Origin of the sequence: Variovorax davisae, from assembly GCF_030316845.1 — a bacterium.
Classification (GTDB): Bacteria; Pseudomonadota; Gammaproteobacteria; order Burkholderiales; family Burkholderiaceae_C; genus Variovorax; species Variovorax davisae.
The window spans coordinates 252,113-276,556 of record NZ_JASZYS010000003.1; the positions used below are offsets into that span (position 1 = coordinate 252,113).

At 62.0% G+C, this 24,444-nt stretch carries 28 protein-coding genes and 5 pseudogenes; 25 read left to right on the top strand and 8 right to left on the bottom strand.

Going from position 1 to position 24,444, the window contains the following annotated elements; translation table 11 throughout:
• The first annotated feature begins 69 nt into the window (after positions 1–69).
• From QTI33_RS08660 to QTI33_RS08675, 4 genes and pseudogenes are all read left to right on the top strand, one after another.
• A complete protein-coding gene (locus QTI33_RS08660; RefSeq protein WP_286505378.1) occupies positions 70–477 on the top strand; it encodes a hypothetical protein in 408 nt (135 codons plus the stop codon).
• A complete protein-coding gene (locus QTI33_RS08665; RefSeq protein ID WP_286505772.1) occupies positions 474–743 on the top strand; it encodes a hypothetical protein in 270 nt (89 codons plus the stop codon). Before QTI33_RS08660 ends, QTI33_RS08665 begins: the two co-directional genes overlap by 4 nt.
• Positions 744–765: 22 nt before the next feature.
• A pseudogene (locus QTI33_RS08670) lies at positions 766–1,086 on the top strand (phage integrase family protein); the annotation flags it as partial.
• Between the two features lie 59 nt (positions 1,087–1,145).
• On the top strand, positions 1,146–1,886 hold the full coding sequence (locus QTI33_RS08675) for a site-specific integrase (protein WP_286505773.1): 741 nt from the start codon (positions 1,146–1,148) through the stop codon (positions 1,884–1,886).
• Positions 1,887–2,295: 409 nt separating this feature from the next.
• Here the strand turns inward: QTI33_RS08675 and QTI33_RS08680 are convergent, their stop codons facing one another.
• The 3 genes from QTI33_RS08680 to QTI33_RS08690 all read right to left on the bottom strand — a co-directional run bounded on the left by QTI33_RS08680 (position 2,296) and on the right by QTI33_RS08690 (position 3,591).
• Complete coding sequence (locus QTI33_RS08680) at positions 2,296–2,559, bottom strand: hypothetical protein (protein WP_286505379.1); 264 nt, start codon at positions 2,557–2,559, stop codon at positions 2,296–2,298.
• Between the two features lie 493 nt (positions 2,560–3,052).
• Positions 3,053–3,181: a hypothetical protein gene (locus QTI33_RS08685; RefSeq protein WP_286505380.1), complete on the bottom strand. Its 129-nt coding sequence runs from the start codon at positions 3,179–3,181 to the stop codon at positions 3,053–3,055.
• Between the two features lie 38 nt (positions 3,182–3,219).
• The gene (locus QTI33_RS08690; protein WP_286505381.1) at positions 3,220–3,591 is read right to left on the bottom strand and encodes a hypothetical protein; all 372 of its coding nucleotides are present in this window, start codon (positions 3,589–3,591) and stop codon (positions 3,220–3,222) included.
• A 191-nt stretch (positions 3,592–3,782) separates the two neighbouring features.
• Between QTI33_RS08690 and QTI33_RS08695 the strand changes: the two genes are divergently transcribed.
• Positions 3,783–4,058 (top strand): hypothetical protein, encoded by a 276-nt coding sequence (locus QTI33_RS08695; RefSeq protein WP_286505383.1) that lies wholly within the window; start codon positions 3,783–3,785, stop codon positions 4,056–4,058.
• A 28-nt stretch (positions 4,059–4,086) separates the two neighbouring features.
• On the opposite strand, the gene QTI33_RS08700 is transcribed toward QTI33_RS08695, so the two are convergent.
• Positions 4,087–4,401, bottom strand: coding sequence for a hypothetical protein (locus tag QTI33_RS08700; RefSeq protein ID WP_286505384.1), 315 nt, complete (start codon positions 4,399–4,401; stop codon positions 4,087–4,089).
• Between the two features lie 412 nt (positions 4,402–4,813).
• Between QTI33_RS08700 and QTI33_RS08705 the strand changes: the two genes are divergently transcribed.
• On the top strand, positions 4,814–5,293 hold the full coding sequence (locus QTI33_RS08705) for a hypothetical protein (protein WP_286505385.1): 480 nt from the start codon (positions 4,814–4,816) through the stop codon (positions 5,291–5,293).
• Positions 5,294–5,809: 516 nt separating this feature from the next.
• On the opposite strand, the gene QTI33_RS08710 is transcribed toward QTI33_RS08705, so the two are convergent.
• Positions 5,810–6,079 carry a GlsB/YeaQ/YmgE family stress response membrane protein gene (locus QTI33_RS08710; RefSeq protein ID WP_286505386.1) on the bottom strand — a complete coding sequence of 90 codons (270 nt, stop codon included), beginning with the start codon at positions 6,077–6,079 and terminating at the stop codon, positions 5,810–5,812.
• Positions 6,080–6,550: 471 nt separating this feature from the next.
• Between QTI33_RS08710 and QTI33_RS08715 the strand changes: the two genes are divergently transcribed.
• The 11 genes and pseudogenes from QTI33_RS08715 to QTI33_RS08770 all read left to right on the top strand — a co-directional run.
• Positions 6,551–7,003 carry a YsnF/AvaK domain-containing protein gene (locus QTI33_RS08715; protein ID WP_286505387.1) on the top strand — a complete coding sequence of 151 codons (453 nt, stop codon included), beginning with the start codon at positions 6,551–6,553 and terminating at the stop codon, positions 7,001–7,003.
• A 59-nt stretch (positions 7,004–7,062) separates the two neighbouring features.
• On the top strand, positions 7,063–8,196 hold the full coding sequence (locus tag QTI33_RS08720; RefSeq protein ID WP_286505388.1) for a YsnF/AvaK domain-containing protein: 1,134 nt from the start codon (positions 7,063–7,065) through the stop codon (positions 8,194–8,196).
• 100 nt (positions 8,197–8,296) lie between these two features.
• On the top strand, positions 8,297–8,722 hold the full coding sequence (locus tag QTI33_RS08725; protein ID WP_286505389.1) for a serine/threonine protein kinase: 426 nt from the start codon (positions 8,297–8,299) through the stop codon (positions 8,720–8,722).
• Positions 8,723–8,785: 63 nt separating this feature from the next.
• Complete coding sequence (locus QTI33_RS08730) at positions 8,786–9,250, top strand: CPBP family glutamic-type intramembrane protease (protein ID WP_286505390.1); 465 nt, start codon at positions 8,786–8,788, stop codon at positions 9,248–9,250.
• Positions 9,251–9,441: 191 nt separating this feature from the next.
• Complete coding sequence (locus tag QTI33_RS08735) at positions 9,442–9,810, top strand: hypothetical protein (RefSeq protein WP_286505391.1); 369 nt, start codon at positions 9,442–9,444, stop codon at positions 9,808–9,810.
• A gap of 182 nt (positions 9,811–9,992) precedes the next feature.
• Positions 9,993–10,337, top strand: a pseudogene (locus tag QTI33_RS08740) (leucine zipper domain-containing protein); the annotation flags it as partial.
• Between the two features lie 100 nt (positions 10,338–10,437).
• A complete protein-coding gene (tnpA, locus tag QTI33_RS08745) occupies positions 10,438–10,836 on the top strand; it encodes an IS66-like element accessory protein TnpA (RefSeq protein ID WP_286505392.1) in 399 nt (132 codons plus the stop codon).
• Entirely contained in the window at positions 10,833–11,180 is a 348-nt protein-coding gene (gene tnpB / locus QTI33_RS08750) for an IS66 family insertion sequence element accessory protein TnpB (protein ID WP_286505393.1), read from the top strand. The genes tnpA and tnpB overlap by 4 nt, the downstream gene beginning before the upstream one ends.
• A gap of 85 nt (positions 11,181–11,265) precedes the next feature.
• Positions 11,266–12,866: pseudogene (gene tnpC, locus QTI33_RS08755) on the top strand (IS66 family transposase).
• Positions 12,867–12,924: 58 nt separating this feature from the next.
• Entirely contained in the window at positions 12,925–13,404 is a 480-nt protein-coding gene (locus QTI33_RS08765; protein WP_286505394.1) for a hypothetical protein, read from the top strand.
• Between the two features lie 38 nt (positions 13,405–13,442).
• A pseudogene (locus QTI33_RS08770) lies at positions 13,443–13,739 on the top strand (IS481 family transposase); the annotation flags it as partial.
• Positions 13,740–14,007: 268 nt separating this feature from the next.
• On the opposite strand, the gene QTI33_RS08775 reads toward QTI33_RS08770, so the two are convergent.
• On the bottom strand, positions 14,008–14,481 hold the full coding sequence (locus tag QTI33_RS08775; protein WP_286505395.1) for an OmpH/Skp family outer membrane protein: 474 nt from the start codon (positions 14,479–14,481) through the stop codon (positions 14,008–14,010).
• A gap of 177 nt (positions 14,482–14,658) precedes the next feature.
• On the opposite strand from QTI33_RS08775, the gene QTI33_RS35100 reads away from it, so the two are divergent.
• Complete coding sequence (locus QTI33_RS35100; RefSeq protein WP_353506312.1) at positions 14,659–14,907, top strand: DUF3606 domain-containing protein; 249 nt, start codon at positions 14,659–14,661, stop codon at positions 14,905–14,907.
• Between the two features lie 341 nt (positions 14,908–15,248).
• On the opposite strand, the gene QTI33_RS08780 is transcribed toward QTI33_RS35100, so the two are convergent.
• Complete coding sequence (locus QTI33_RS08780; protein ID WP_286505396.1) at positions 15,249–16,061, bottom strand: methyltransferase, TIGR04325 family; 813 nt, start codon at positions 16,059–16,061, stop codon at positions 15,249–15,251.
• 81 nt (positions 16,062–16,142) lie between these two features.
• Positions 16,143–16,319, bottom strand: coding sequence for a hypothetical protein (locus QTI33_RS08785; RefSeq protein WP_286505397.1), 177 nt, complete (start codon positions 16,317–16,319; stop codon positions 16,143–16,145).
• A 256-nt stretch (positions 16,320–16,575) separates the two neighbouring features.
• Here QTI33_RS08785 and ligD point away from each other — a divergent pair.
• The 7 genes and pseudogenes from ligD to QTI33_RS08815 all read left to right on the top strand — a co-directional run.
• Positions 16,576–16,735 (top strand): annotated as a pseudogene (ligD, locus tag QTI33_RS35265) (non-homologous end-joining DNA ligase LigD); the annotation flags it as partial.
• Positions 16,736–17,982: 1,247 nt separating this feature from the next.
• Entirely contained in the window at positions 17,983–18,576 is a 594-nt protein-coding gene (locus QTI33_RS08790; protein WP_286505398.1) for an alpha/beta fold hydrolase, read from the top strand.
• A 381-nt stretch (positions 18,577–18,957) separates the two neighbouring features.
• The gene (locus QTI33_RS08795) at positions 18,958–20,757 is read left to right on the top strand and encodes a protein kinase domain-containing protein (protein ID WP_286505399.1); all 1,800 of its coding nucleotides are present in this window, start codon (positions 18,958–18,960) and stop codon (positions 20,755–20,757) included.
• Positions 20,748–21,935, top strand: a complete 1,188-nt coding sequence (locus QTI33_RS08800) for an OmpA family protein (RefSeq protein WP_286505400.1) — start codon at positions 20,748–20,750, stop codon at positions 21,933–21,935. The genes QTI33_RS08795 and QTI33_RS08800 overlap by 10 nt, the downstream gene beginning before the upstream one ends.
• Before the next feature lie 160 nt (positions 21,936–22,095).
• Entirely contained in the window at positions 22,096–22,479 is a 384-nt protein-coding gene (locus tag QTI33_RS08805) for a DUF2934 domain-containing protein (protein WP_286505401.1), read from the top strand.
• 177 nt (positions 22,480–22,656) lie between these two features.
• Entirely contained in the window at positions 22,657–23,445 is a 789-nt protein-coding gene (locus tag QTI33_RS08810) for an alpha/beta fold hydrolase (RefSeq protein WP_286505402.1), read from the top strand.
• A 423-nt stretch (positions 23,446–23,868) separates the two neighbouring features.
• Positions 23,869–24,396 (top strand): DUF4142 domain-containing protein, encoded by a 528-nt coding sequence (locus tag QTI33_RS08815; RefSeq protein ID WP_286505403.1) that lies wholly within the window; start codon positions 23,869–23,871, stop codon positions 24,394–24,396.
• Positions 24,397–24,444 lie beyond the last annotated feature (48 nt).

Sequence of the window (24,444 nt, forward strand, 5' to 3'; positions counted from 1 at the left end):
CCGCGAGGCTCGCGCTGGCGAACCCCGTGGACCTGAATTTGAACGACATCCATGAAAAGGAAAGCAGGCATGGTGACTCTCGATCCTGACGCCGCCCCCGAACGTTCCTCCGAGCCTTTCCCCGGGCGCATCCACGCCTTGCTGCTGGAGGCCGCGCGTCGCGGCAAACCCGGCCTTCTGCAAGAGGACGCCACGGCAGCACTTCGGTGGATCGAAGCCCGCCAGGAAGATCTGCGCAGACAGCGCCACTGGCGCACGCACTTCGTGTGTGCCGACCGCGGCCTTCTCCTGCTGCGCCAAGTCGTGGTGGGCGGCGAAGGCTCGGAGCAAGGCTCGGTCTTCGAACTGTTCGGACCAGATGGAACGCGCATTTATTCGTCGAACTTTGAAGATGCCGTGATGGAGGTCTTTCAGGCGGAAATCAAGCGCGTCGAAGCGGAAGCCGAGGATCGCCCCCAGAGGTTTCCCCGCCCGTGAAGCGCGCTCCGGAGCGAACTCGCAAGCTGCACAGCGGCCACTTCGCCTTCATGCGGGCGGTGGCCCAGGGGCTCGACGCACGCTCGGCCTGGGACCGCTATCTGCGCCTGGAAGGTGAGCACGTCGACACCCGCAAGGTGAACTCGACGATCGCATGGATACGCTCTGAATTTGCTGCAGCGGCGCGAAGCCAAGCCGGGGACAGCGCGCTTGGTCCTCATCGATGCGTCGTTGCTGCCGGCAGCGGCGAAGCTACCAACCCTTGAGGAATTCGCGCGTGAGCGCGGCATGGAAGATTTTTCCGAGGCCGAGCAGGCCGAGGCATATGAGGAAACCTACGGCGGCAAGTCTCGCCGCACCTCGCGCAGGGCCCAGCTCGTCAACCGACAGCTGGACGCCCTCCGATGGCTCGAGCACCTGGTCGCGCAAGATCCGAAGCCTGGGGACGCGGTTGGCGTGCGGCTCACGCCGGCGCGGGCCGACCGCATCGAGCGGGCAGGCATGCCGACCCTTTTCGCGCTTGTCGAGCGCATCAACGGCGTCGGGGCAAGGTGGTGGACCTGCGTTCCTGAGATTGGCGAACTGAAAGCCGCCCGCATCGTCGAATGGCTGGCGATGCACGAGGCCGCGATCGGCATGACGATCGGTGAGCACGCACGAAAGCCCGCATGCAGCTGCAGTCGGCAGAACTTGGCGCCGTGGTGCCGCAGTCGACAGCGCTTGTCCCTTTCGAGAAATTCCTTGTGCCGGCCGAGCTGGACGGATCGGCCGGCCGCTACCGTGCGGATCCCGCCCTGTGCATGCTGGAAGCTTCGAACGACTATGAGGCGATCGCCGAATGGCTCGCAAGCAAGCGCGGCGCCGAAGGCAACAAGGAAGCGTCGACCCAACGGGCCTACCGCAAGGAGGCGGAGCGCCTCCTTCTCTGGTCGATCTTGGAGCGACGCAAGCCCCTGTCCGCGCTGGCTGTGGCGGACGTCACCGCATACCGGGCGTTCCTCGAAGACCCGCCGCTGGCGTGGTGCGGCCATCGATATCACCAGCGGTGGTCGCCCTTGTGGCGGCCACTTGAGGGCGCACTGAAGCCGCCCGCCTTGCGTCAGACATTGATCATTCTGCGTAGCCTGTTTTCCTTCTTGAAGGATCAGAACTACGTGGTGGGCAATCCGTTCGTGGGAGTCGCCTTGCCTGCTGAAACCAGACTGGGCTCTCAACGGGCCCTATCGTTTGAGCAATCGGACTTAATCAGCTCCCAACTCGGGCAAGATCGCGACAACGCCGCAGCGCGCCGGCGCGACCGTGCAATCCGCTGGCTATATGTAACTGGCCTGCGTCTGGCTAGATGGTCGACGCGCGATGCTCGCATCTTCGGCCGCTCGAATTCGAGGACGCCGACGGCGTCGCTCTGACCGGCTGGATGCTCACTGTCGTGGGGAAAGGCAGCAAGATCAGAGAAGTCCCCGTTCGCAGGACCTGGTCGAGGAGTTGGGCGACGAGCTAGCCCGGATGGGTCGACCGAGGCGCGTGACGGCTGAGGAAAACTCGGAGGTCGTCATCCTGGCCAGGTTCGGCAAGGGCGGGGGCGCGGTGCCCCCTGCCACCTGGTCCGACTCCGGTTTGTACAAGGCTGTCCAAGCCTTCATGCAGCGCTGCGCGCTCCGACTCGAGTGAAAAACAACCTTGGCCACTCGTCGATCGCGACGACTTCGGGCTACCTCAATACCGAGGAGAGCGGAACGACTCAAGGCTATGGCAGCCTTCTGGGGTAAAGCATCCTAGTCCGTAGGCGGCACTCCACATCCGTGCATATCTCCCCGCCTAGCAAGTGATTGCTTTCGCCCAGCCCTTAGCCTCGGCAGGCGGCGCGGCAAAGGCTGGACGCGACCACTCGAATTTGAGGACGACGATGGCGTCGGCATGACTGGCTGGATGCTCACTGTCGTGGGAAAAGGTAGCAAGATCAGAGAAGTCCCCGCAGGACCTGGTCGACGAGCTGGCCGACAAGGTCACTCGGATGGGCCGATCGAGGAGCGTGATTGCTGAGGAAAATTCTGAAGTAGCCATCCTGAACAGGTTCAGCAAGGGTGGGTCCGCGGTGCGCCCTGCCACCCCTCCTGGTCGTGAAACCAACCTTTGTCACCCTTCGATCGGGACGACCTCGGGCTACCTCAACACCGAAGCAACGGCTCAAGGCCATGTCTGCGTTCGGGGGCAAGCACGCGCCTACGGTTGCACACCGATTCTGTGGATAAGGTTGTGCATATTTCTTCTTGGCCGATGAATTGATCTAGTCGGGCTCGGCGTTTGAGCCCTCTTTGCGGTGGCTTGCTCAAAAATAAGGCAGTTGCGGCCGCGGCAAGTTAGTCTCCTTTTCGCGCGCCTTCGTCCTGGCGTGTACAGCGCCATCAGCGCCCTTGAGGTCAAGAGCGCTGATGGGGTGGACGACTGGTTAAGTCGATCCCATACCGGGGCCGCTTCCGCGAGCTTTAAGGGGGCGTCGGGTCGATAGCACCGGCCGAAGCCTCCCGCTGCCCCGCCAAGTGAGGGCCTGAGGGGATCGATTCCCCAAAAGAAATCAGCGGTAAATGTGCTCGCCGCGGTTTTGCTTCCATTGGTCTTCGAAGTGGAGGGCGTCCTCATCATTTTTCGCCCGCACACCCATCAGGATGCCGCCCTTTGGGATGCCACTTTCATAGTCCTTCACGCGTTCTTCGGGGATGTTCCATCCGATCAGCGCGCCGATCAGGCCGCCACTCGCAGCGCCGCACCCGCGCCGGCCGCAGCCGCGGCCAGGGGCCCGGCGATCACCAGGCCAAGGCCGGGCAGCACGAGGTTCGTACCGAGGGCAGCGATTGCCGCGATCGCCGCCCCAACGGTGCCCCCGATTGCGCCACCAACGCCAGCCCCCTTGGCAGCCTTGTTACCCAGCTCCGTCTCAACTCCAACTTCATCGGAAAAATGACGGGTTCGGGTTTCATCGGACATCACCAGGTTGACGTCGTCTTTCGAGTAGCCGCGCGCCTGCGTGGCGCCGTAGGCGCTCTCTGCACTGGCACGATCAGGGAAGAGGCCCGTGACGAGGCGTCCGGAATCTGCGGAGGTGGTGCTATTCATGCTTAATCCTTCAAGGTTGGGTTGGCCCATCCCGATGTAGGTACACGGCTCCTGCTGACACCAGCGCAGCGATTTGCTCTCTTTCGAAGCGTGGCGCAGTGCGTCACTGCCTACGGTGTTGCAGGCCGGGCTCCGATGGCTGCTTGGATCTGAGGCCCCAATCTGGACTTTTCAAATTTCAGGAGACGGCCATGAAAGCTTTCACAACAACCTTTTTGGGCATCGCCATGGTTCTGTCAGTAGGCAGCGCCTGCGCCCAGGCCGCGACGAAAAAGGACGGCTCAACCAGCGGGACCACCATGGTCATGACCATGCAGCAATGCAAAGAACACATGGCTATGTCGCCCGCCGGCGCGAAAAAGAACGATGCTCAGATGAAGAAGGACGCCATGTGCGCCGACCTCATGAAAAAGGATGGCGCTTCCATGACGAAAAGCGGCACAGCTGGGGAGCCCATGAAGAAATAAGGCGAGACTTCGGGGCGTGGAGACCGCCTCAATGAAGCGCCTGGCGCACACGAGCTGCGGCCCATCGCAGCCGCTGCGCCAAGTTGCCATTCGACTGACTGCTCACCAATTCCTCGTCCGGATAGCGGCTGGGTTCGAGCTCCTGCCTTCCCTTGTCGGTCACGGCCAGCACTTGAGCGATGTGCTCAGGTCCAGCGAGCGACTCGGGGCCCGCCCGAGCGGGCACAAATGCAATCACCAAGCCGGCGGCGCGAAGAAGCCTGACCTGGTCGATTTCGTCGAGCGATCGGAAAGACTTCGGCAGCGGTGAAGACGCAATCTCTCTCAAAAGGTCGATGGCCATTTCAATCTCCCTGCAGGAATGTCAGAGGGAAAAAGCTAGAGGAACGGACTGGCGGCATCGAGGAAACCATCTAGGATGATGGCGCCGAAGCATCCTCTACCAGCGCCGGCAGACCGTATCTTTGGAGGCTACGCCACCCGCGTGAATCCTGCATGACTTAACACCGTTTCCAAGAGAAAGGGGCGGTTATCTCAGGGCGAACTCAAGGCGTTACGACGTGAAAGGGTTGCAGCGGGGTGAATCCCATAGTTGATGGGTGTATCCCAACTGCCATCCACGCGCCGCCGCACATCCGACATTCGGTGTGTGACGCAAGTCGTTGATCTAGTTTGCCCCTCCACGGCGCGCCGACCGCCCTCGCGCGCGAATGGCGCCGTAGTCGCGCCTCTCAGTGAGCAGCAAATGCCCACAAATGCTCAAATTGTTGAAGGAAGAACCGTTGCTCCTTCACCACGCGACAACCCCAGCGCGTGTGCGCGCCAAACAGAATCCAGAAATGACTGAAGAAACGGCGCTGAAAATTTTGCTGGACGCTCGGAATGACGTGATCAAGACCGGGATGAGCGTCACCGTGGCAGGCTACAGCGTGAATGTGCTGGTGATGCCCAAGCTGGCAGGCTCCGGCCAAGGAGCGACCTTCCTCGTTCATGGCGGCGAAGTTTCACCGGCTGCTGCCGTTGCAGCCATCGCAGAGTCGAAAAATCCCGTCGCCCAGCCGACACCGAATGCTCTCGCTCCGCTCCCTCAACCTTCCGTCTCGCCCGAAGAGTTGGAGGCCGGCAAGCGCTCGCTGGTCTGGGACGCGGGCTGGGGGTCGCGCTGGCCCGCTGACGATCGGCTTGCTCGCCGCGGCCACCCTTCCGTGGCAGTCATTTCTTCTGTATTGAGGTAGAAGTCGTCGCAATCGACGAATGGCCGAGAGTTGACGGCGCAGGCAGCGACAGCACCCAGCAACCCGATCAACAGGTGAGAAACGACGAGCATAGGCAACCGCACACATTGCGGAGCGAACGGCTAAAACGCAAGGAAGAAGATAATGATCCGCGCTGTGGTGAGCGCGTCACACTGATCTTCTTGCGTTGCCGCAGCCGCTCCACCCGGCCTCCCACTAGCGAGAAATGTAGCTAAGGCACGCGCGAAGCTTAACTTGGTCCAGTTGCGTCCAACTCGCCCGCTGCAACAGGACAGGGCGCCCATCGAGCAGCGCCACATTCACATCCCTCATGAGCATCGACTCTGCCCGTCGCAGGAACCCAGCCGCACCTCTGATCTCGATGGTGACTGCGAGATTGTCGATCGACACCACCTCTATGCCCTGGCATCCCCCCAATCTGGCGAGCGAGGGGACTTGAATCGGCGGCTCGGAAACAGAGCCAGGCATGAAGGCGCCGTCTTTGCTGGGCCGACCTCAGCGTACTGCGCCTCGTCGAACCAAGTTGACAATCGCCAGAAGGATCACCGCGCCTATCAGGGACGCCAGCAGTCCTCGCAGGCTGAAATCGTTCTGATTGATCGTTCCTGCCCCCAGAAGCGGGCCCACCAGCCATCCGCCCAAGATCGAACCCACAATGCCGACGACGACATTCAAAATCAGGCCTTGCTGAGCATTGGTTTTCATGATCATGCTGGCTACCCAGCCGATGAGGCCTCCGATCACCAGCCAAATGATGAGATTCATGACGCGGCTCCTGTTGAAAAATGCGAGCGTCAGGTGTCCCCCGTCTCAGACCTATAGGACATGCCGTTGAAAATCCGTAGGCAGCAACCTGCACGCGCAACCCGTTGCGGGCCAGTCTCCCGATGGTGGGATTGAAGAACTGCCGCCGTTCCTCATTTTCCTCCTACGCGTCCATCGTCGCCGCCATACGGCTAGAGGTTCCGAATTATGTCACCGGCTCAAGCGTCGTTGGAGACGGCCGCGAGACTCACGAATAGGGGTCGGCTGCAGCCAGGGGTAGCCCCGCCAGGAAGGCAAAGTAACACCGTGCGCAGATATTGACTACACCAAGTCGAGGATTCCGACTGCGATAAGCGCCAAGTTTCGTGCCTACGTTGAAGGGATTGTCACCCACACACGGCACCTTTGAAGACGTCCTTTCGGCGGGCTGCGGTGCGATAGCACGTCTTTGATTGAATCGAGGTCCTCCTTTTGAACCCCGCCAAACCCATCCTTGGTATCCCGGAATCCACCTTCTTGACAGCGCACGACGGCGTGAGACGCCTGCCTGTGATTGAAGAGGAGCTTGAGGTGACGAAAGAGCGGGTGCAGCGCGGGGGCGTACGGGTGACGAAACGGGTGGAGACCAGAGAGCAACTGGTGGACGAACTCCTTCGCAGTGAGCATGTTGAGGTCGAACGTCGCCCTGTAAACGTCCCCCTTCCAGACGACGCCATCCCTGGAATTCGTCAGGAAGGCGACACCCTCATCCTCCCCGTCATCGAGGAGGTTCTCGTCACGGTCAAGCGGCTGGTTTTGGTCGAGGAGGTGCGGATCACGCGCACGCAGCAGACCCACCGTGATCCGCAGACATTCTCCCTTCGGAAAGAACACATCGAAGTGGAGCACCTTTCCGTCGAGGGGCCCGGGAAGGATTCTTCTTAGTCGCTTAGCCCGAGGCGAAGCACATCACGCCCTGCCGGGCATTTACAGGAGTCAACGCCATGAGTTCAGTTCTGGTCGGAATGTTCGAGAGTCAACCTGCTGCGCATGAAGCACGCAGTCAGTTAATCAGTGCCGGTTTTGCTGCAAGCGCAGTGACGCTGACGGGTGGAACCACCAGTCCGTCTTCTTCGGAGCCGCCCGCGGGTGCACCCAACGTTGAAGAGCCACAACAGGAAGGGGTATTTGCGCGGTTTTTAGAGAGCATCTTTGGGGGCGGCGTCGACGAGAGGGACCGAGCAGGCTACGCCGACACCTATCGGGAAGCCTTCAGGCGAGGTTCGTACGGTGTGGCGGTAAGCACCGGTGATGCTTCAGAGACGGATAAAGCAGAGCGGATCCTGAACGACTGCGGCGCCCTCGATATTGACGAGAAGGCGAAATCCTGGCGCAACGAAGGCTGGACCGGTGGCGCCGTGGGCTCAGTGGCAGGCGCGACTTCGACTCTTGAAACGGGCGCTACTCGCAAACTCCAAGAAGTCGAAGAAGAGCTCAAGGTCGGCAAGCGTGCTGTCGCCAAGGGCGGCGTGCGTATCTTCACTCGCGTGGCTGAAGTTCCAGTCAGCGAGACCGTGATGCTGCGGGAGGAGCATGCCGACGTCAAGCGCACTGCCGTTGATCGCCCCGCCACGGAAGCTGACCTCGCGGCGTTCAAGGAAGGCAGCATCGAGGTCCGCGAGATGGCCGAAGAAGCTGTGGTCAGCAAAACCGCCCGCGTCACGGGCGAAGTCGAGATCGGCAAAACCTCCACAGAGCGCGAGGAAACGATCCGCGACACCGTCCGCAAGACCCATGTCGACGTCGAGAAGCTCGACGGCGCACCAGACATGACCGGCAGCGGCAGCGGCAGCGGCAGCGGCAGCGGCAGCAAGACAATAGCGGACAACAACGCGTTGGGCCGGGCTGCAGACAACCGTGATCCGATCACCGGTACGCCAGGCGCACATCCGGTTGGGACCGGCGTGGGCGCAGTTGCTGGCGGCGTGGCCGCCGGAGCAGCTGTCGGGACCGTGGCTGGGCCAGTGGGTACGGTGGTCGGAGCGGCCGTGGGCGCAGTGGCCGGCGGCTTGGCCGGCAAGGGCGTCGCCGAGCAGGTCGATCCGACGGTCGACGTCGACAAGAACAGGTCGCTTTAAGGGCCTTGACATGCGCGCTCGCGCTCCATGAACTTCAGAGCGACCCTGGGCAACCGCTGCGCGGTCCCTTGATCCTCTCCACCGCGAATCAGGAGAATGTATGAAGCAAACAATCCTTGCTTTTAGTGCAGCAGCCGCACTTTTGACGACCTCAACCGTCGTACTGTCTCAAACGACGGCAGTGCCCGCCGCACCCGATCCCGCAGTCGGGGGTCAGGTCAGCACCAAGACACAGGCCGGTGTAGCGAACCCCACCAAGAGGCCGGATGGAAGCAACCCAGCCTCCCGCGAAGCGGTAAAGGCCGAAGCGCGTATGGAGAATAAGAATAGTGCCAACACCAATCTGCCTAAGGGAGAGTCTTCCACAACGCAGAACAACCAGCCCAACCCCGCCCAGCCGACCGGCAGCTTGAGCCGAGCCGAGGTAAAGCCGACCACGGGGGAGCTGAAGCCTCAGATGGGTCAGAAAGGCGAACGTCCGGACGTCCCGACCAATCCCTCGGGAAAAACTGGTACGCCTCAATAGTTAAGCATGGGAGGCGAACACAAGCGCCCAGTACCCTAGCCGGCTCCCCGTCCGGTGCCGTCAATGGTTCCATTCCAGCCGATGCAGGACCCGCTGTCGCGCTGGCTGCGTCGTCGGAGCGCAGCGACATTCGTGGTGTTGCTCGTCGCAGCCAATTATGTGGTGGCTGTTCTGGGCTATTTGCTTTTTCCTGCCATGCAACCGGCGGGCCCTATCTTTGAAGTCCATCACCTGGGGCTGGGCCTTTTGCTCACCGTATTGGTTATTCCAGTTATTGAGACTGCGGTGTTTCAATGGGTGCCGATCCGCAAGCTAGGTCTTCCTTGCCGCTGGGGCATATTGCTGTCTGCGACTCTCTTTGGGCTTTCCCATTGGTACAGCCTGAGCGACGTCGTGGCCACGTTTCTGATCGGCTTGGTCTTTGCGTATGGGTTCGCCGTCAGGGATCCCGAAAATGGTGGCAAGCCGTTCTTGTTGGTGACCATTGCCCACGCATTGCACAATTCTGTCGCGGCCTTCCTCGCGTGAGGCTGTTACCAAAAACAGAGAAACCCCCCTGTCGCAAGCTGACAGGGACATCGAATCGTTGCGTTCGCAGACTTGACCCTAGGCACCATCACCTACAGCGCAACGGGCGACATGGCGACAGGCGCGCTCACAAACGGCGAAACATCAAGTTCCGTTTGCGACGCCGTTGCATGCTCTTCAGGAGTGAATCCATGGACTACTCATCGAACACAAGTGCCCCAAATGCGGGGGGTGATGCAAAGAGCGCAGCCTCCGACGCCGCAACCGGTGTCAAGGGTGCAGCCGATGTCGCTGACCAGGCACGGCAATCTGCCTCCAATGCCGCGGGCAAGCTGCAGCAGGTGGGTGAGAAGGCAGTAGACACAACCAAGGGGTACGCCAAAGACGCAGTGGATGCGGCCGGACGCAAGGTAAGCGACGTAAAGTCGCAACTAGAAACCGCCAAGGCCAGCGCGACCGAATACATCAACGATGACCCGGTTCGCGCGGTGAAGATGGCAGCGATCGGTGGAGCGTTGCTGTCGGCCGCGCTACTCTTGCTCACACGCCGCAGCCGCTGAGTGGAGCGTCGCCTGCAACCTGGACGTCCCCGCCGAGTGTCTGCCGCCGTGCATTTCATTCGGCAAGCATTTTTCGAATGAGGCACAAACATCCGGCCCATGCCGCGCCTCCTATGGGCCCTAGGTGTGATGTTTCAATAGGTTGTTCACCCGGAGTTACCACGCTTCAGGATCACAGAGAAATCCCGCCGGATGAACAGCCAAAGAATGCCAGACTCACCTTCGAAGGGCGCAAGCTGCTGATTGAACGCATAGCGGTCATGGGGCTGATGCCTGCGGCCGAGGCCGCAGGCATCAGCCGCCGCACAGCCAACAAGTGGCGCAATCGCTTTGAGCTGCTCGGGTTCGAGGGTTTGATCGATCGGACTTCCCGGCCTGTGCGCACGCGCAGCACTGTCGATGCCGAGTTGGCTCAACGTATCGAAGGGCTGCGCCGTAAGCGCATGCCCATGCGACGCATCGCCCAGGTCGTGGGCCGCAGCGTCGCCACCATCAGTCGCGTGCTGGCACATCTGGGCCGTAATAGTCCGACGAAGGCCGTCCTTGCCTGACACGAGGGTTGCGGCAAGCATCTGACCCGAGGCGCGTACCCGCTTGGAGGTGTGCGCTAACAGGACGGTGCACACCATGAAGAGGGAGCAGGACTCGCAGAATGCAAGCCGACGGCATCACGACCGGGCGTTCAAGCAGGAGCTGGTGCGACAGAGCTTGGAGCCGGGCGCATCCGTGTCGGCGATCGCGATGCGCAACGGCATCAACGCCAACATGCTGTTCAAGTGGCGCAGGGAGCACGTTCGAGCTGCATGCGGCACGACGGCGGCGGTGCTGTTGCCGGTGCAGATCGCGCCGGCCGCCGAGGTCATGACGATGGCCACTTCAATCGGGCCAACGCCGCCGCCGTCGAGACCGACGCCGCGCAGCGGCGTCATTGAGCTGGAATTCGCCGGCGCGCAATTGCGCCTGCGTGGTGTTGTCGACGAAGACAGCCTGTGCAGCGTCCTGCGCGCGCTGCGCCAGAGCACATGATCGGCCCGCGCGCTGGCACCCGGGTATGGCTGGCCGCCGGCGTGACCGATATGCGCTGCGGCATGGACACGCTGGCAGCCAAGGTGCAGACCGCGCTCACCGAGGACCCGTACTCCGGCCACGTCTTCGTCTTCCGCGGCCGCCGCGGCGACCTGGTCAAGTTGCTATGGAGCGACGGCGATGGCATGTGCCTGTTGGCCAAGCGCCTGGAACGAGGTCGATTCGTCTGGCCCCAGGCCGAGTCGGGATCGATCTCTCTGAGCGCCGCACAGCTGTCGATGCTGCTCGAAGGCATCGACTGGCGCAGACCTGAACGCACGTGGCAGCCACGCGCAGCGGCATAGCGGACCGGCGGTCCAGCCGACAGGACATCTCCCGTTGTAACCGGGGATTGCGGCGGGCACAGTCGTGTCCATGACCTCGCAGGAACTGCTTGCCGCCAACGCTGCGCTCAGCGGCGAGGTGCAGCGCTCGCAAGAGGCATTGAAGATCGCGCTGCTGACCGTCGAGAAGCTCAAGGTCGAGGTGGCTTACCTGCGTCGCATGAAGTACGGCCGCTCCAGCGAGCAGCTCGAACACGCGCAACTCGAGCTCGTAGGCGGGCAGCTCGCGCAGCCGGCGGTGACTCCAGCGGTGCCGGGCGAGGACGCTGCTGATGGCGAGCACCATTCCAACGTCACGTCCCTCGAGCAGGCTCGCAAGAAACGCGAGGCGCAACAGCGTACTGGCGTGCGGGATCTGCCGGACCACCTGCCGCGGCGCACCGTGGTGCACACGCCGCACAGCGGTTGCGACTGCGAGGCCTGTGGTCGCGGCCTGCGCGAGATCGGCCAGGACGTCTCGGAAGTGCTGGACTACGAGCCCGGCACCTTCCATGTCGTGCGCCACGTTCGTCCCAAGCTCGCATGCGCGAGCTGCGTCACCATCACGCAGGCGCCAGCTCCAAGCCGCCCCATCGATCGATGCATGGCTGGCACCGGCCTGCTCGCACACGTGCTGGTCAGCAAGTATTGCGACCACACGCCCTTGTACCGGCTGTGCCAGATCTATGCACGCGAAGGCGTGGAGCTGCAGCGTTCGACCCTGGCGGACTGGGTGGCGCAGGCGGCACGCCTGCTGAGCCCGCTGGCCGACGCCATCGGCCGCTACGTGCTGGCGGCCGACAAGATCCATGGCGACGACACACCAATCCGCGTGCTTGGCGGCGCCGGGGCCAAGGCTCGCACGGGACGCCTGTGGGTGTACGTGAGGGACGACCGCCCCAGCGGCGACACGGCGCCGCCGGCGGTGTGGTTCCAGTACTGGCGAACCGCAAGGGCGAACATCCAGTGCGCCACCTGAGGCGCTTCAAGGGCGTGTTGCAAGCTGATGCCTTCGCTGGCTACCACCCGTTGTATGAAGACGGCCGGGTGGTCGAGGCGGCATGCTGGAGCCACGCGCGGCGGAAGGTGTGGGACATCCACGAGCGTCAGCACAAGCTTAGCGGCACCCTGGCGCACCAGGCGCTGCAGCGCATCGGCAAGGTCTTCGGCGTGGAAGCCGAGATCCGAGGCAGGCCACCGCATGAGCGAATGCGGGTTCGCCAGGAACGCACCGGTCCGATGCTGGACGACCTGAGGGAATGGTTGAACACAACACTGTCGCAGGTCTCGGCGAAGTCGCCGATGGCATTGGCGATCGGGTACTCGCTGGGCAACTGGACGGCGCTCACGCGCTTCGTCGACGACGGTCGGATCGAGGCCCACAACAACGCAGCCGAGCGCGCGCTGCGAGGCGTCGCGATCGGGCGCAAGAACTACTTGCATCTCGGTTCCGACAGCGGCCGGAACAGCGCCGCGGTGATTTACACCTTGATCGGATCGGCCAAGCTCGTCGGCATTGATCCGCAGGCTTACCTGCGCCACGTGCTCGAGCGCATCGCCGACCATCCGAGCAACCGCATCGACGAGCTGCTCCCGTGGGCGGTCGCCGGCGAGCTTGCCAAGGCTGCGCCTACGGCCTCCCAACCGGCAGGCAAGCTGGCGGCCTGATCGTGTCGCCGCTGGCAAAATTGCCGGCATGCGTGTCAAGCAGATTGAAGATCTCCCCATGGCCACCAGCGCCGAGCTGTACCAGCTCAGCTGGGTCATCGAGCAACTCATGGCCGACCCGAGGCGCATCGTGCAGGCACGCTCGCAACTGCACATGGGCCAACTGGTGCAGTACTGGGACTGGGGCACTGGCAAGCTACGCCAGGCTCGCATCGCGGCGATGAAGGACCGTCAGGTCACGCTGATCGACGAGCAAAGCAAACAGCGCTTTAGCGTGTTGTACGCAGCCATCGTGCCGGTCGATGAGCAACAAGGGTCCACGTCACCCTCAGCGGCGCCGCTGAGGCCCCCGCCTGAGATCAATCACAAACAGGACTTCCGCGTCGGCCAGCGTGTGAGCTTCGCCGACCAAAGCCTGAAGCGGCGCGTCGGAGAAATCGTTCGGATCAACCAGCGCACAGCCACGGTTCACTGCGACGGACGCGCATGGCGCGTCGCCTTCGGTCTGCTCCAGAAAATCGTCGACGTCACGCCCTAAACCCCTCGATCGTCAACGACGGCCTTGAGCGGACTATTACTCTGGGCCTGTCGAGCCTCAAGGCACTCGACCCCAAGGAGCCCGTGGTGCGCTACGAGCACGAGGCGCCTGGCGATCTGCTGCACATGGACATGAAAAAGCTCGGGCGTATCGCCGCGCCGGGCCACCGCGTCACGGGAGATCCTCGCGACCACACCCGCGGGGCTGGCTGGAAGGTGGCGCACGTGGCCATCGACGACCACTCGCGAGTGGAATTCGTGCAGATGCAGGCGGACGAGAAGAGGCCCTCGGTCATGGCCTTCCTGGAGGCCGCCGTGGCGCATTACAAGGCCCTGGCGGAACTCTCCGAACATCGCGCGCATCTGGATCTTCAAACTAACCTCTTGACGGAACAAAAAGTCACAAAGGCGCTTCAGATTTTGAACGAACTTTCCCGCGACCGAGGGCCCCTTTTATCTCCGACCTTGAGTCAAGATTTCCAACAACCAACAGACGCCGAAGCATTGCTCCAAGCAATAAAAGACGCAAAGAAGAACAATTAGTGAGATTAATCCCTGCCGCCCGGGCTGACAATAAGTTGCGTGGAAGATGATTTTCCGGCGATCAATAGCCAACCTTATTCATCTCCTCAATCACCTCTTGCGTCAGGTCGTTTTGAGGAGACCCATAAAGCATGTCATCCAAGACGAAATCCAGGCTTCGCCGCTCTGCGAGGTGCCGGACTGCAGTTCGCAGTGCTTGTTGAAACTTTTCGTCTTCCTCCCGGCGGCCACGCGTGTCGGCATCCAACCACCCAGGGCGCTCGGCGGAGAACCCGATGCGCCCGGAGTGGACGTCCCGAAGAGCGCCGGCATCGCTAGCTTTGGGGTCCACGTCGCGGGTATCCAGTGTGAGGGCTTCTTCAATTATCCGTCGCCTGCTCAAACCCCCCTCTTCGTCACGTCCTGCTGCCTTCCCGCTGGTCTCCCTCAGTATCCGGCGCACGTCAATGTAACCTGATTGCTCTGCGGCAGCTGAGTTGCTGAGAGCAAGCAGCGCAAATAAGACCAAGGCGTAATTTAGGCGACCAGCAACCATGCTGTCATGGTGCTTGTGGGTAGGCGGGCTCCCTGACAGAGGCAGGCTCTAGCACTTATCGGTGAAATCCTCGGCAGCACTGCGGAAAGGTGTCCCCCCCCCCGCTACTCAAAGACACGTTACCGACCTTTAAGGGGGAGAGTAAACCTTGTCAGCGCTTTCTTAGCTTCGGTCGACATGCCGTCCCGCGCCAAAGGAGCACGTCGGGCTCAAGAGTTGCAGGATGCACCATTATCGAGTCCGGACGACCCCACCGTCATTGTCTTGAAAGAGCCTTGGCAGCTTGAGTACTGGTGTCGCAAGATGGGCGTCACGGAGACGGATCTCATGCTGGCGATTCGAGCAGTCGGAGAAAACTCGGTCGACGTTCGTCGTTACTTGGATCGCCCGCTGTCCGAGCCTCATTGGGGGGAGCGATGGGAATAAGAGTCAATGCCGAGGGCGAAAAACTGGGAAGCGGTCTTCTGCCCCTCACCGTCTTCTTGGTCGAAGACAACGAGAAAATCCGTGATCATCTTAAACAAAGAGCGCCGCCGACCGCGACGGTGCAGATCAAGACTGAAACGAAGCGACCTCGGCGCTATCAGGGCGGCTCCTCTCTCGGCAGAGCGGCGACAAGGGGCTGCATCCCCCCGCGCTCTATGTCAACGCTGGGAGGGCAGTCGTGGCACGGCAAAGACCTAAAGCCCCGATTGCGCGCTCAACGCTCGGTGCATGGGTTGGCGCCTGCGGCGGAGATCATCTTGTTTTCCATGCAACGAGAGAAACTAACCTGCCAGCAAAAAATAGAATCCTGAGAAAGCCTGTATGGTGCACTCCGGGTGCCCTGGAATCCACATGCTTCTCTCATGAACCTTCCATTCGTCCCTCAGCGTGTAGCCAAGATTCTCGACCTCACTGATGAAGCTAGCGCGGTGGTAGACCTGCACCGGCGAGTAGCAGCCATAGCCGATGTTCTGGGCCGTGACGATGTCGCTTCCTTCATAGATCGGGAGTTTGTTTAGCAGGATGTGAGACGGTCGCGCCCCGGCGATCCCGAGCAAGCGACTTATTCGACCTCCGTCCATGTACTGAAGGGTACCCGAGGAAAGCCAGATGCTGGCGTGCCTTCCGGCCTCCTGGATATCGCCAGTGAAACGAAGCGCGGTTTCCTTCTGAGCGGCAAACTCCTTGCCGAGGGCAATCATTGCCGGCAACTCGGCTACCTCCCAGATCAGGTCCTCCGGCATTTCGATATACCGCCGATAGGCATAGTAGTGCACGCCAAAGGAGCCGCCGATGTCCAGCACCGTTCTGGAGCCATCGCTAAAAGCGTGATGAAGCCACCACATGACGGGATAGTCATAGGCAAAGACATGATGGGCGTGCTCATCGTAGCCTCGGGCCAATGCCGCGTGGTCGAATCCTTCATTGGGGGGCAGCCAAGCACGTGCGGCGTCGAAGCTCTCGAAGACGCCAAAATACTTGCAAAATCCTTCCGGCGTGAGGAACTCTTCGGCTTTCAACCGGAGCATTGCCGAGCGAAGCACCGGGACATTCGGCAGCTGCTGCAACCGTCTCGCCCAATTGAGCATTGTCATCCTTGCCTCCTAGTCTTCAGCACCTGTACGGCGCGGGGGATCGACACGTGCAGTGGCGGCCGCCTTGCACCTTTTCGTCGCTCAAGAATGTGGGATCTTGATAGGGTCCACGTTAGCTTTGGGCACCCGAACCAGTTCGGCCTGCCCCCCGGGGACTCCCCAATAGGAGCGGGAAAAGCCGAAGAGCGCCGCGCTTAGGCGGATGCCCTTCGGATTGAGAATGGTCTCCTTGCTGCTGTGATAGACGAGGGCTTTCATGAACGTGGTCCTGATCAGACGGCACCGCTGGGGGTGACGACTCAAATGCAAAGCCCAGCCCACCACATATCGCGCGACGGATCTCGCGCGAAGATCAGCGGGTCGGCACTCTCCCTGTAGGCGAGTAAGCGATGCGCCCTGTTTTCCGGGCAATGGGAACACAAGCCGGGTTGACCACCACACTGTTTAGAGGGTGTCGCGCGACCTCAGATCGGTAGTCTGCTCCTTGGCGTCCATGGCCAAACGGAGACCTGATCACGAGTCGGTCGCGGAATGGATACTGCCTCATTTGAAGGTCCCGCCCTTGCTCACTGGTCCGCGGCCCCAGCGGCGTCACGGGCGAGCTGTTTTTCCAAAAGCACGACGAGAAAATCAGCATCCCGGGCGTCAAAGAGCTTGATCCCGCCTTGTGGCCTGATCCGCGACGGGGTCGGGGTTCCGCCAACCGGACAACCGGGTCAACCATCGAGCGCGTGCAGCCCGAACGGTATTCGAATCAAGAAGCCTCCCTGAAGCGACCCGGCGACCGGAGGGACACCCAAACCCGAGTGACGAACGCCCGCATGTCTTTAGACAACCTCTTTTTGCCTCCTCGTCGTGGTAGGGTTAACCCCATCCCCTAGGGCTGTGAGGGCCGCCGGGGGTTCTCGGCCCGTGCGGCGCCGCTGCACGGGCTCTTTTTATCTTGCGCTTGGTCAGGTTTGAGATCCGCCGCTTCACCCAGTGCTCCGCACTGACAGCGCGGTCCGGGGCGGCGACGCTCCGTGAGCGAACTCCGTTTTCATCGTTGACAACAACGAATACCGAAGAGACTGAACGACTCCAGGCTATGGCAGCTTTCTGGGGCAAGGCACCGATACGCTAAGGCGGCGGCCCCGTCGGCTCCACGAGCGCCATGCCGTTGGAGAGGGATTCCATAGCCCAACGTAGCAAAGCCCGCGCGCGAACTCGGAAGGAATAAAGGAATCGCAGATCGTTCGAAGGGCGACGAACTGATGGAGGCGCTAGTGACGCGTACCAAGCTCGCCGCCGTCAATCTCCGATACACCCAGCAGGTCCGATCCCAAGGCGTGCCGATTGCCTGCACGACCGAGGCCATAGGTCGTCCTACAGAAAACGTGGCGAGTCTCTCATAGTGGAAGCGCTGTAGAGACGCAAGCATTCGCCGTCAAGGAGAGATCAACATGACCAGAGACTCAATCGGCGACGCCCTCGGAAGTCAGCCTCCCATGGCACCTGGCGACGACGCGCCCGCGGGTACACCGGGGACCGGCGAAGATGTCTGCCCTCATTGCGGGGGCAGTGGTCGCGACGATGCGGGCAAGACTTGCGTGGATTGCAATGGCACTGGAACGGTAACGGCAGGCATCGGCGGGGGTTGACTGCAATCGACGGTATCTCGCACCGCAGTCGCTGACGCATGGGACGGCGCCCTGCTGGGCAGCAGCCGGTGAGCATCGACCAGTTTTCCCGGGGGGTCTGGCTGCCGTTACCGCGGTTGCACACCGTCTGCGGTCACTTGATTTCCATTGTGGCGACCTTGTGCATGGGGGGTTGCGGTGCCCTCCTTCGCGATGCCTCAGTTCCGATACCCGTGCACGTTGACGCGGCCAGTTGCGCAAGGGGGACGGGCACCCTCTTGGTCATACTTCCGGGACGGGCGATGCCGGTGCGCGAACTGGAAACTCACGGATTCGTCGAGGCCGTGCGGTCCCTGCGTTTGAACGTCGACTTGGTCCGGGCAGACGCACACAGCGCCTACTACATCGATCACACCGTTGTGGAGCGCCTGCGAACCGACGTGATCGCACCTGCGCAGGCGAAAGGCTACACATCCATTTGGCTGGCAGGCATTTCGCTCGGTGGTCTCGGGGCAGTTTTATATGCTGATGCGCATCCCGCCGATGTGGCCGGCCTCTTCTTGATTTCTCCCTATTTCGGCAACGCAGGCGCCGCCGAAGCAATCGCGCGTGGGGGCGGTCTCAAGCGTTGGCGTGCGCCCTCTGAGCCGCCGTTCGGTATGGCGCTCGAGACGCAGGCATGGCGCAGTCTGGGCGATCTTTCGCGGAGAGGACGCGCTCAATTCCCTATCTACGTGGGCTATGGACTTCAAGACTGGAACGCTCCCGTGGTGCAAGTTCTCGCAGAGGCTCTGCCAGCGAGCGATGTATTCACCCTGACAGGCAGACATGATTGGAAGCCCTGGCTTGAATTGTGGAAGCGCATGCTTGCGGCGTCGAGTCTGCAGCGGTGTTGAACGTGTCCGTGCAGTTGCCGACTGCACCGATCCGTGCGATCACGGGCGAGCCAGAGCCACTGCGCATTGCCCGCGCGAGCCTGCCGCTGGAAGCCAGAGCCCTCGGAGGCGATCAACAGAAAGCGATCAAAGGCCCTGGCCGAGCGCGAGACGATCTCACGGTCCGGATATGCAGATAAATCAGAACGCCTGTCCTCGTGATAACGATCACGATTCGCAGCTGATTCTGCAAACGAACGTATGCGCGGTTGAATGTGAGAGCCGATACTTCCCCGATGAACAGCATGAACCCACCGGGCGGCGGACGCAAAAGCCGGATTGGCAAGAGCGCCCGGAGACTGGCTGTGGCGTGACCCGTACCCTGCGGATACCTGCTCGACCATGAGCGAATCGCCGGTGCCAGTCGCGGTGACGGAGCGCGCGCTTAGGGCGGTCGCCGGTCGGCAGCCAGCGCTGGAAGAGGCCATTTGCCCAGCCTGTGGCGCTACCAACCGGGCGGCCGCCAGATTCTGCCTCGTTTGCATCGGGCCGCTCAAGGGTACGTTAGCCGATGCGCAGCCGCTGATGCTCCCGCACGCGCCGCAATACCCGGCAACCTCTTCATTCACGCGCGTGGAATCCCCGTCGGAAAGTGCGACGTCCACGCACGGACTGCCGAACGGAACGGTCATCGAGGGTTTTAAGATCCTGCGACTCCTGGGCCAAGGCGGGTTCGGGATCGTGTACCTCACTTGGGATTCGGTGCTGGAACGTCACGTGGCGCTGAAGGAGTACATGCCTGCCACGTTGGCCGTTCGCGACAGCGGGACGCTGGCGGTTACCATGCGCTCTGAGCGCCATCGCGACACCTTCGAGGCGGGGCGCAAGAGCTTCGTCAACGAAGCTCGGCTGCTCGCGCGGTTTGATCACCCCGCGCTTCTCAAGGTATTCCGGTGCTGGGAAGCTCATGGCACGGCCTACATGGCTATGGCGTACTACGAGGGCCCGACCCTGAAGGAGGCGTTTGCGAGCGAGACCCACGCGCCATCCGAGAAGAAATTGCGAGAGTGGCTGTGTCCCTTGTTGGACGCGCTTTCGACACTCCATCAGGCCAAGTGCCTGCACCGAGACATCTCGCCTGACAACATCCTGCTCACCAGCACCGGCCCCGTGCTGCTCGACTTTGGGGCTGCTCGTCGCGTGATCACCGACATGACACAGGGCCTCACAGCGGTGCTCAAACCGGGTTTCGCGCCCATCGAACAGTACGGCGGGGAAATGGTGCAGGGGCCCTGGACCGATCTGTACGCGCTCGCTGGGGTCATCTATCACGCAATCACAGGGCGCTTGCCACCGGCTTCCGCGGCGCGTGTGGTCCGCGATGCGTTCGAGCCGCTCTCGGCATCACATCGCGGACGCTACAGCAAAGCATTCCTGCATGCCATTGATTCAACTCTGTCCTTGCGTCCGGAATCCCGGCCGCAGGACGTGGCGCAGTTTCGGGCGCTGATTGACGACCCCGCTGCGGCGCGGCGCGCCCAATCCACCGTAACACGTGGGCAGGGGATGTCCGAAGCGCCCCCCAGCGACGGCCGGGCTGCAGGCGCACGGCGTGCCTCGCTGCGCAGGGCGTTGCTCGCGACTCACGGCTGGACCACTCTGTACATCTCTCCGGCAACGGCGGAGCCCGCGCCGGCCGAGGCACCGGGGCGCCGAGTCTGCGTCGCGCCGACGGCGCTGCTCGCACTCGCTTTGACGATCGGCTCTGTTGCGTGGTTCGTGGCTCGGTCCGGGCAGGCCACTGACGAAGCACGTCCGACGGACATGCCGGCTCCGGCATCACCCTCTGCGGCGGCGCGGCGGACGGGAACAACTACCTCGTTAGCTGTGCCCTTACCAACTTTATCTCCGCCGCCGGCACGCGCGCCCGCCGATACGCCTGGTCCGAGGGCCCACCGACCCATCGAACGTGCTGCCCCGGAACGCGCCGCCGTTACGGCGGCCAAGCCCGCGCCCATGCGCGCGACGCTCTCTACAGGCGCGCTAGACAGGGCCGACCCGCCTCGTGCAGCAGAAGGCAAGTCCAAGGCCGATGTGACCGACACAGGGAGACAGCATCGTTGCAGCGATCTCGTGCTCAAGTCGTCGCTGGACGGCCTAAGCGCCGACGAAATCACCTTTCAGAGGACCGAATGCAAGTGAGAAGCCCATTTCTCGCCATCCCGCTGCTCTCGAGCCTGCTGCTGGGTGTCGGCGCCATGTCCACGCTGACGGGCTGCAGCACGCCGCCGGTGGCGAGCGCCCAAGCCGTGTCATTCGACCGCGCCATTCACGCGGCCACCGATACGCTCTTCGAGCAAACGCAGACCCTCCCGATGTTCCTTGCCAAGCCAGGAAAGCAGACTGTCGTACTCGATCCCACGCTAGACGCTGACAGCGGGCAGCAGACCGTGGCGACCCAGCGAATTGACCGCTCTCTCGGCGAGCGCGTACGGAAGGCGCCGCAGTTCGACCTCCTCCCCTTCGAGTCGGGCAGCATGGCTTCCGCCCACTATCTGCTCGTCGGCTCGATCGCACGTGCCCAGGGTGGCTACCGGCTGAACTTCGCCTTGCTGGACATCAAGACCGGCCTCGTGGTGGCCCAGGCTTCTGCCCTTGCGCGCCAAGACGGTATCGACATGAAGCCGCTGAACTACTATCGCGACAGCCCGGTGCTGACGAAGGATGACACGGTGGAGGGCTACTTGCGCACCACCAGCACGCCCACTGGCAAGGCGGGCGACGCTACGTATCTCGGACGCATTGCCGCGGGCACGGCGATCAACGAAGCGGCCACGCTGTACAACGCCGGCCGCTACGCGGACGCGCTCGCCGAGTACCGCAAGCTGCATGGCACCCCCGCCGGCAACCAGATCCGGGTCCTGAATGGCATCTATCTAAGCAGCGCAAAGCTCGGACGGGCTGCCGAGGCCGAGGAGGCCTTCGGGCGCCTGGCGGCCTACGGGCTCAAGCAGAAAAACCTGAGCGTGAAGTTCCTCTTTAACCCGGGCAGCACCGAGTTTTGGGCCGACCCGAGACTCACCAGTGCCTACAGCATGTGGCTGCGCCAGATTGCTCGGCAGGCGAGCATCTCTAAGATTTGCATGGACATCGTCGGCCACTCCAGCAAGACCGGGCCGGAGGCCGCCAATGACACCTTGTCGGCCAGGCGCGCCTCGCTCATCCGCCAGAAGCTCACTGCCGATTCGAACGACTTGGCGAGCCGGACCCGGACCGTGGGCATGGGCTCGCGGAAAAATCTGGTGGGCAGCGGTACCGACGACGTCGTCGATGCACCCGACCGCCGCGTGGACTTCACCATTGTCGATTGCCCCGCCTAGCCACCGCTCGAGCAGCGAATACTCGCGGCGGCGTAGACCAGGATCCAGCGGGCCCACGCTTCGTTTTCGCGCTAGAGTAAGTGCGACCCGCATCGAGAAACGCCGACAAGGTCGCCGGACACCGTGACGGCGTGCCCTTGGACATAACTAGGAGTTCTTCGTGAATACCAGGAATCAGCAGGACAGCCAGGCGTCCGACCCCGAACGGGGGGCGGTCAAGCGCAATATGGAGAAGGCGACCGAGAAGGAGCCCGCCGAATTCCGCGACCAAGCCAACGAGAACAAGGTGGTCGAGATCGGCCAGGAGTTGACGCACAACCCGATCCAGGGAATCGATCCGAAAGCCGGGACCCCAGAGCCTTCAAAAGCCGGGCAACAGGCCGATGAGGCGGAAGACGAGGAACAACGCCAGACGCGCATCCGCGAAGCCGCTCATGCGGCTTGGGAACGGCGTGGTGGCCTGCCGCCAGGGAGCGAGCTCGACGACTGGCTTGACGCCGAGCGTTCACTCTTTCCACAGCCTGGAAAGGCAGGCCTTGAGTAGCGGCTGGCCACGGCGGCGTACTGGGAATTGGTGCGATACCTATTTGCCCCGTCTTGTGCCCGGTCGGGCTTGATCCTGTATCTATGGTCGGTGCTAGCGTAAGTGCAATGGCTTGTGGATCGGCCTTCCCTGCGGCCGTCGGGACCGGCATCTGGCTGCAACCATGAGATCCTTGACATGTCTTTTGCAGATTCGAAGGGCATCAAGCTCTACTACGAAGTCCACGGCGAGGGTCGCCCCATCGTTTTCGTGCATGGAGGCGGAGGCAACACCCTCTCGTGGTTCCAGCAGGTTCCGCACTTCGCGAAGCAATACCGCGTCATCACCGTCGACCTGCGCGGCTTTAAGAATTCGAAGTGCCCGGTTGAGGACGTGCATCCCAAATATTTTCCTGACGACATGCGGGCCATCCTCGACGCCGAAGGCATCGACAAAGCCGCGTTCGTCTGTCAGTCGTTAGGCGCGTGGGCAGGCCTGCCGTTGGCGGCTCGCCACCCCGATCGCGTGGCGAGCCTCGTGCTAACCGGCTCGCCAACGCCCGCCTACTCCGAACAGAACTGGAAGGTGCTCCAGGAGTCCGGCGAGCGCTTCATGAACCGCGCGGGCCGCGGCGTTGCCACTGGCTTGTTGGCGCCGCACTTCATCGAACAGAACCCGGGCATGAAATTCCTCTATGACCAGATCCGCTTGCTGAATCAACCGTTTAACGCACGCCGCATGCAGGACGACGACGTCAAGCTGCACCCGCAAGATTTCATAGGCTACGGCGTGCCGACTCTGATGATGGGGGGCGCCCTGGACTTTTTCCTCACGCCCGACAGCCACCGCCACGTGGCGACGTTGATTCCGGGCGCGGAGCTTTACGACTTTCCGCAGTCCGCACATTCGGCGTATTTCGAAGAGCCCGAGCACTTCAACCGCGTGGTCAGCGAATTCCTCGCGCGCTGCTACCCGGCCTTCGCCTGAAATCCACAAGCTTCACGGAGTTTGCATATGTTGAATCGTTGTGTTTCGTCATGCGTGTGAGCGCTCTTCCACTGTCGCGCGCTGAGTCCGTCTCCTTTCACGCAGCCCCGTAGCCTGCCAAGCCGATGCGAGAGTTGGTCCCCGTCGCCGGCCTCGACAACCAGCTCGGACGCTGCCAGCTCCACCGCCGCCACGTAAGTCGCGCGTGCCGGTGCGGACGAGCGATCTGCCATTAGTAAGCCATGGGGAGTGCCCCTTTTTTCGCAGCGGCCAATCCGCCACGATTGAGCAGAGTGGGGGACTAATCGCAGCCATCGCAGCGCTTCCCCTTCCTACCCCTCAACCTGCCTACGGACTACAGGGCCTGCTAACACGAAGGCTCACGGTGGGCGAACTGCCATGATTACCACGAAGGAGTATCGGATGAAAAAACATGTTCAGTCCCTGGCCGCAGTGACTATAGTGATTGTCGTGGGGACCTTCTCTCAGTTTTCTGTGGCGGAGGGTAAGTTGGATAGCGCGGATTCGTCCATGCTTAAGGACATCGCCGCGGCCAATATCGCAGAGGTCGAAACCGGTAGGCTGGCAATGGAAAAATCCAAGAACGCCGACATCAAGAAGTTCGCTCAGATGATGGTCGACGACCATACGAAGGCACTGAATGAGGTCAAGACCCTGGGCATTTCCAAGGCCATTGACTTGCCGGATAGTCCTGATCTCAAACATAAGGCTGCTATGGTCGAATTTAAGACCCTGAAAGGAGACACCTTCGATTCACGCTACGTCAAGCAAGCTGGAGTGGGAGATCATGAATCCACTGAAAAGCTCTTGAAGAAAGTTCAGGCGGATGCAAATGACGCTGATTTGAAGGCTTTGGCGGGAAAAATGTTGCCAGTAGTGCAAGGTCATCTGAAGCACGCGGAGCAATTGGCCAGGACGGCTGCTAAGTAAAAACCTGCTGGTCGCTCTGGCGCGGCCGCGGGGGCTCGTTCGGTATGC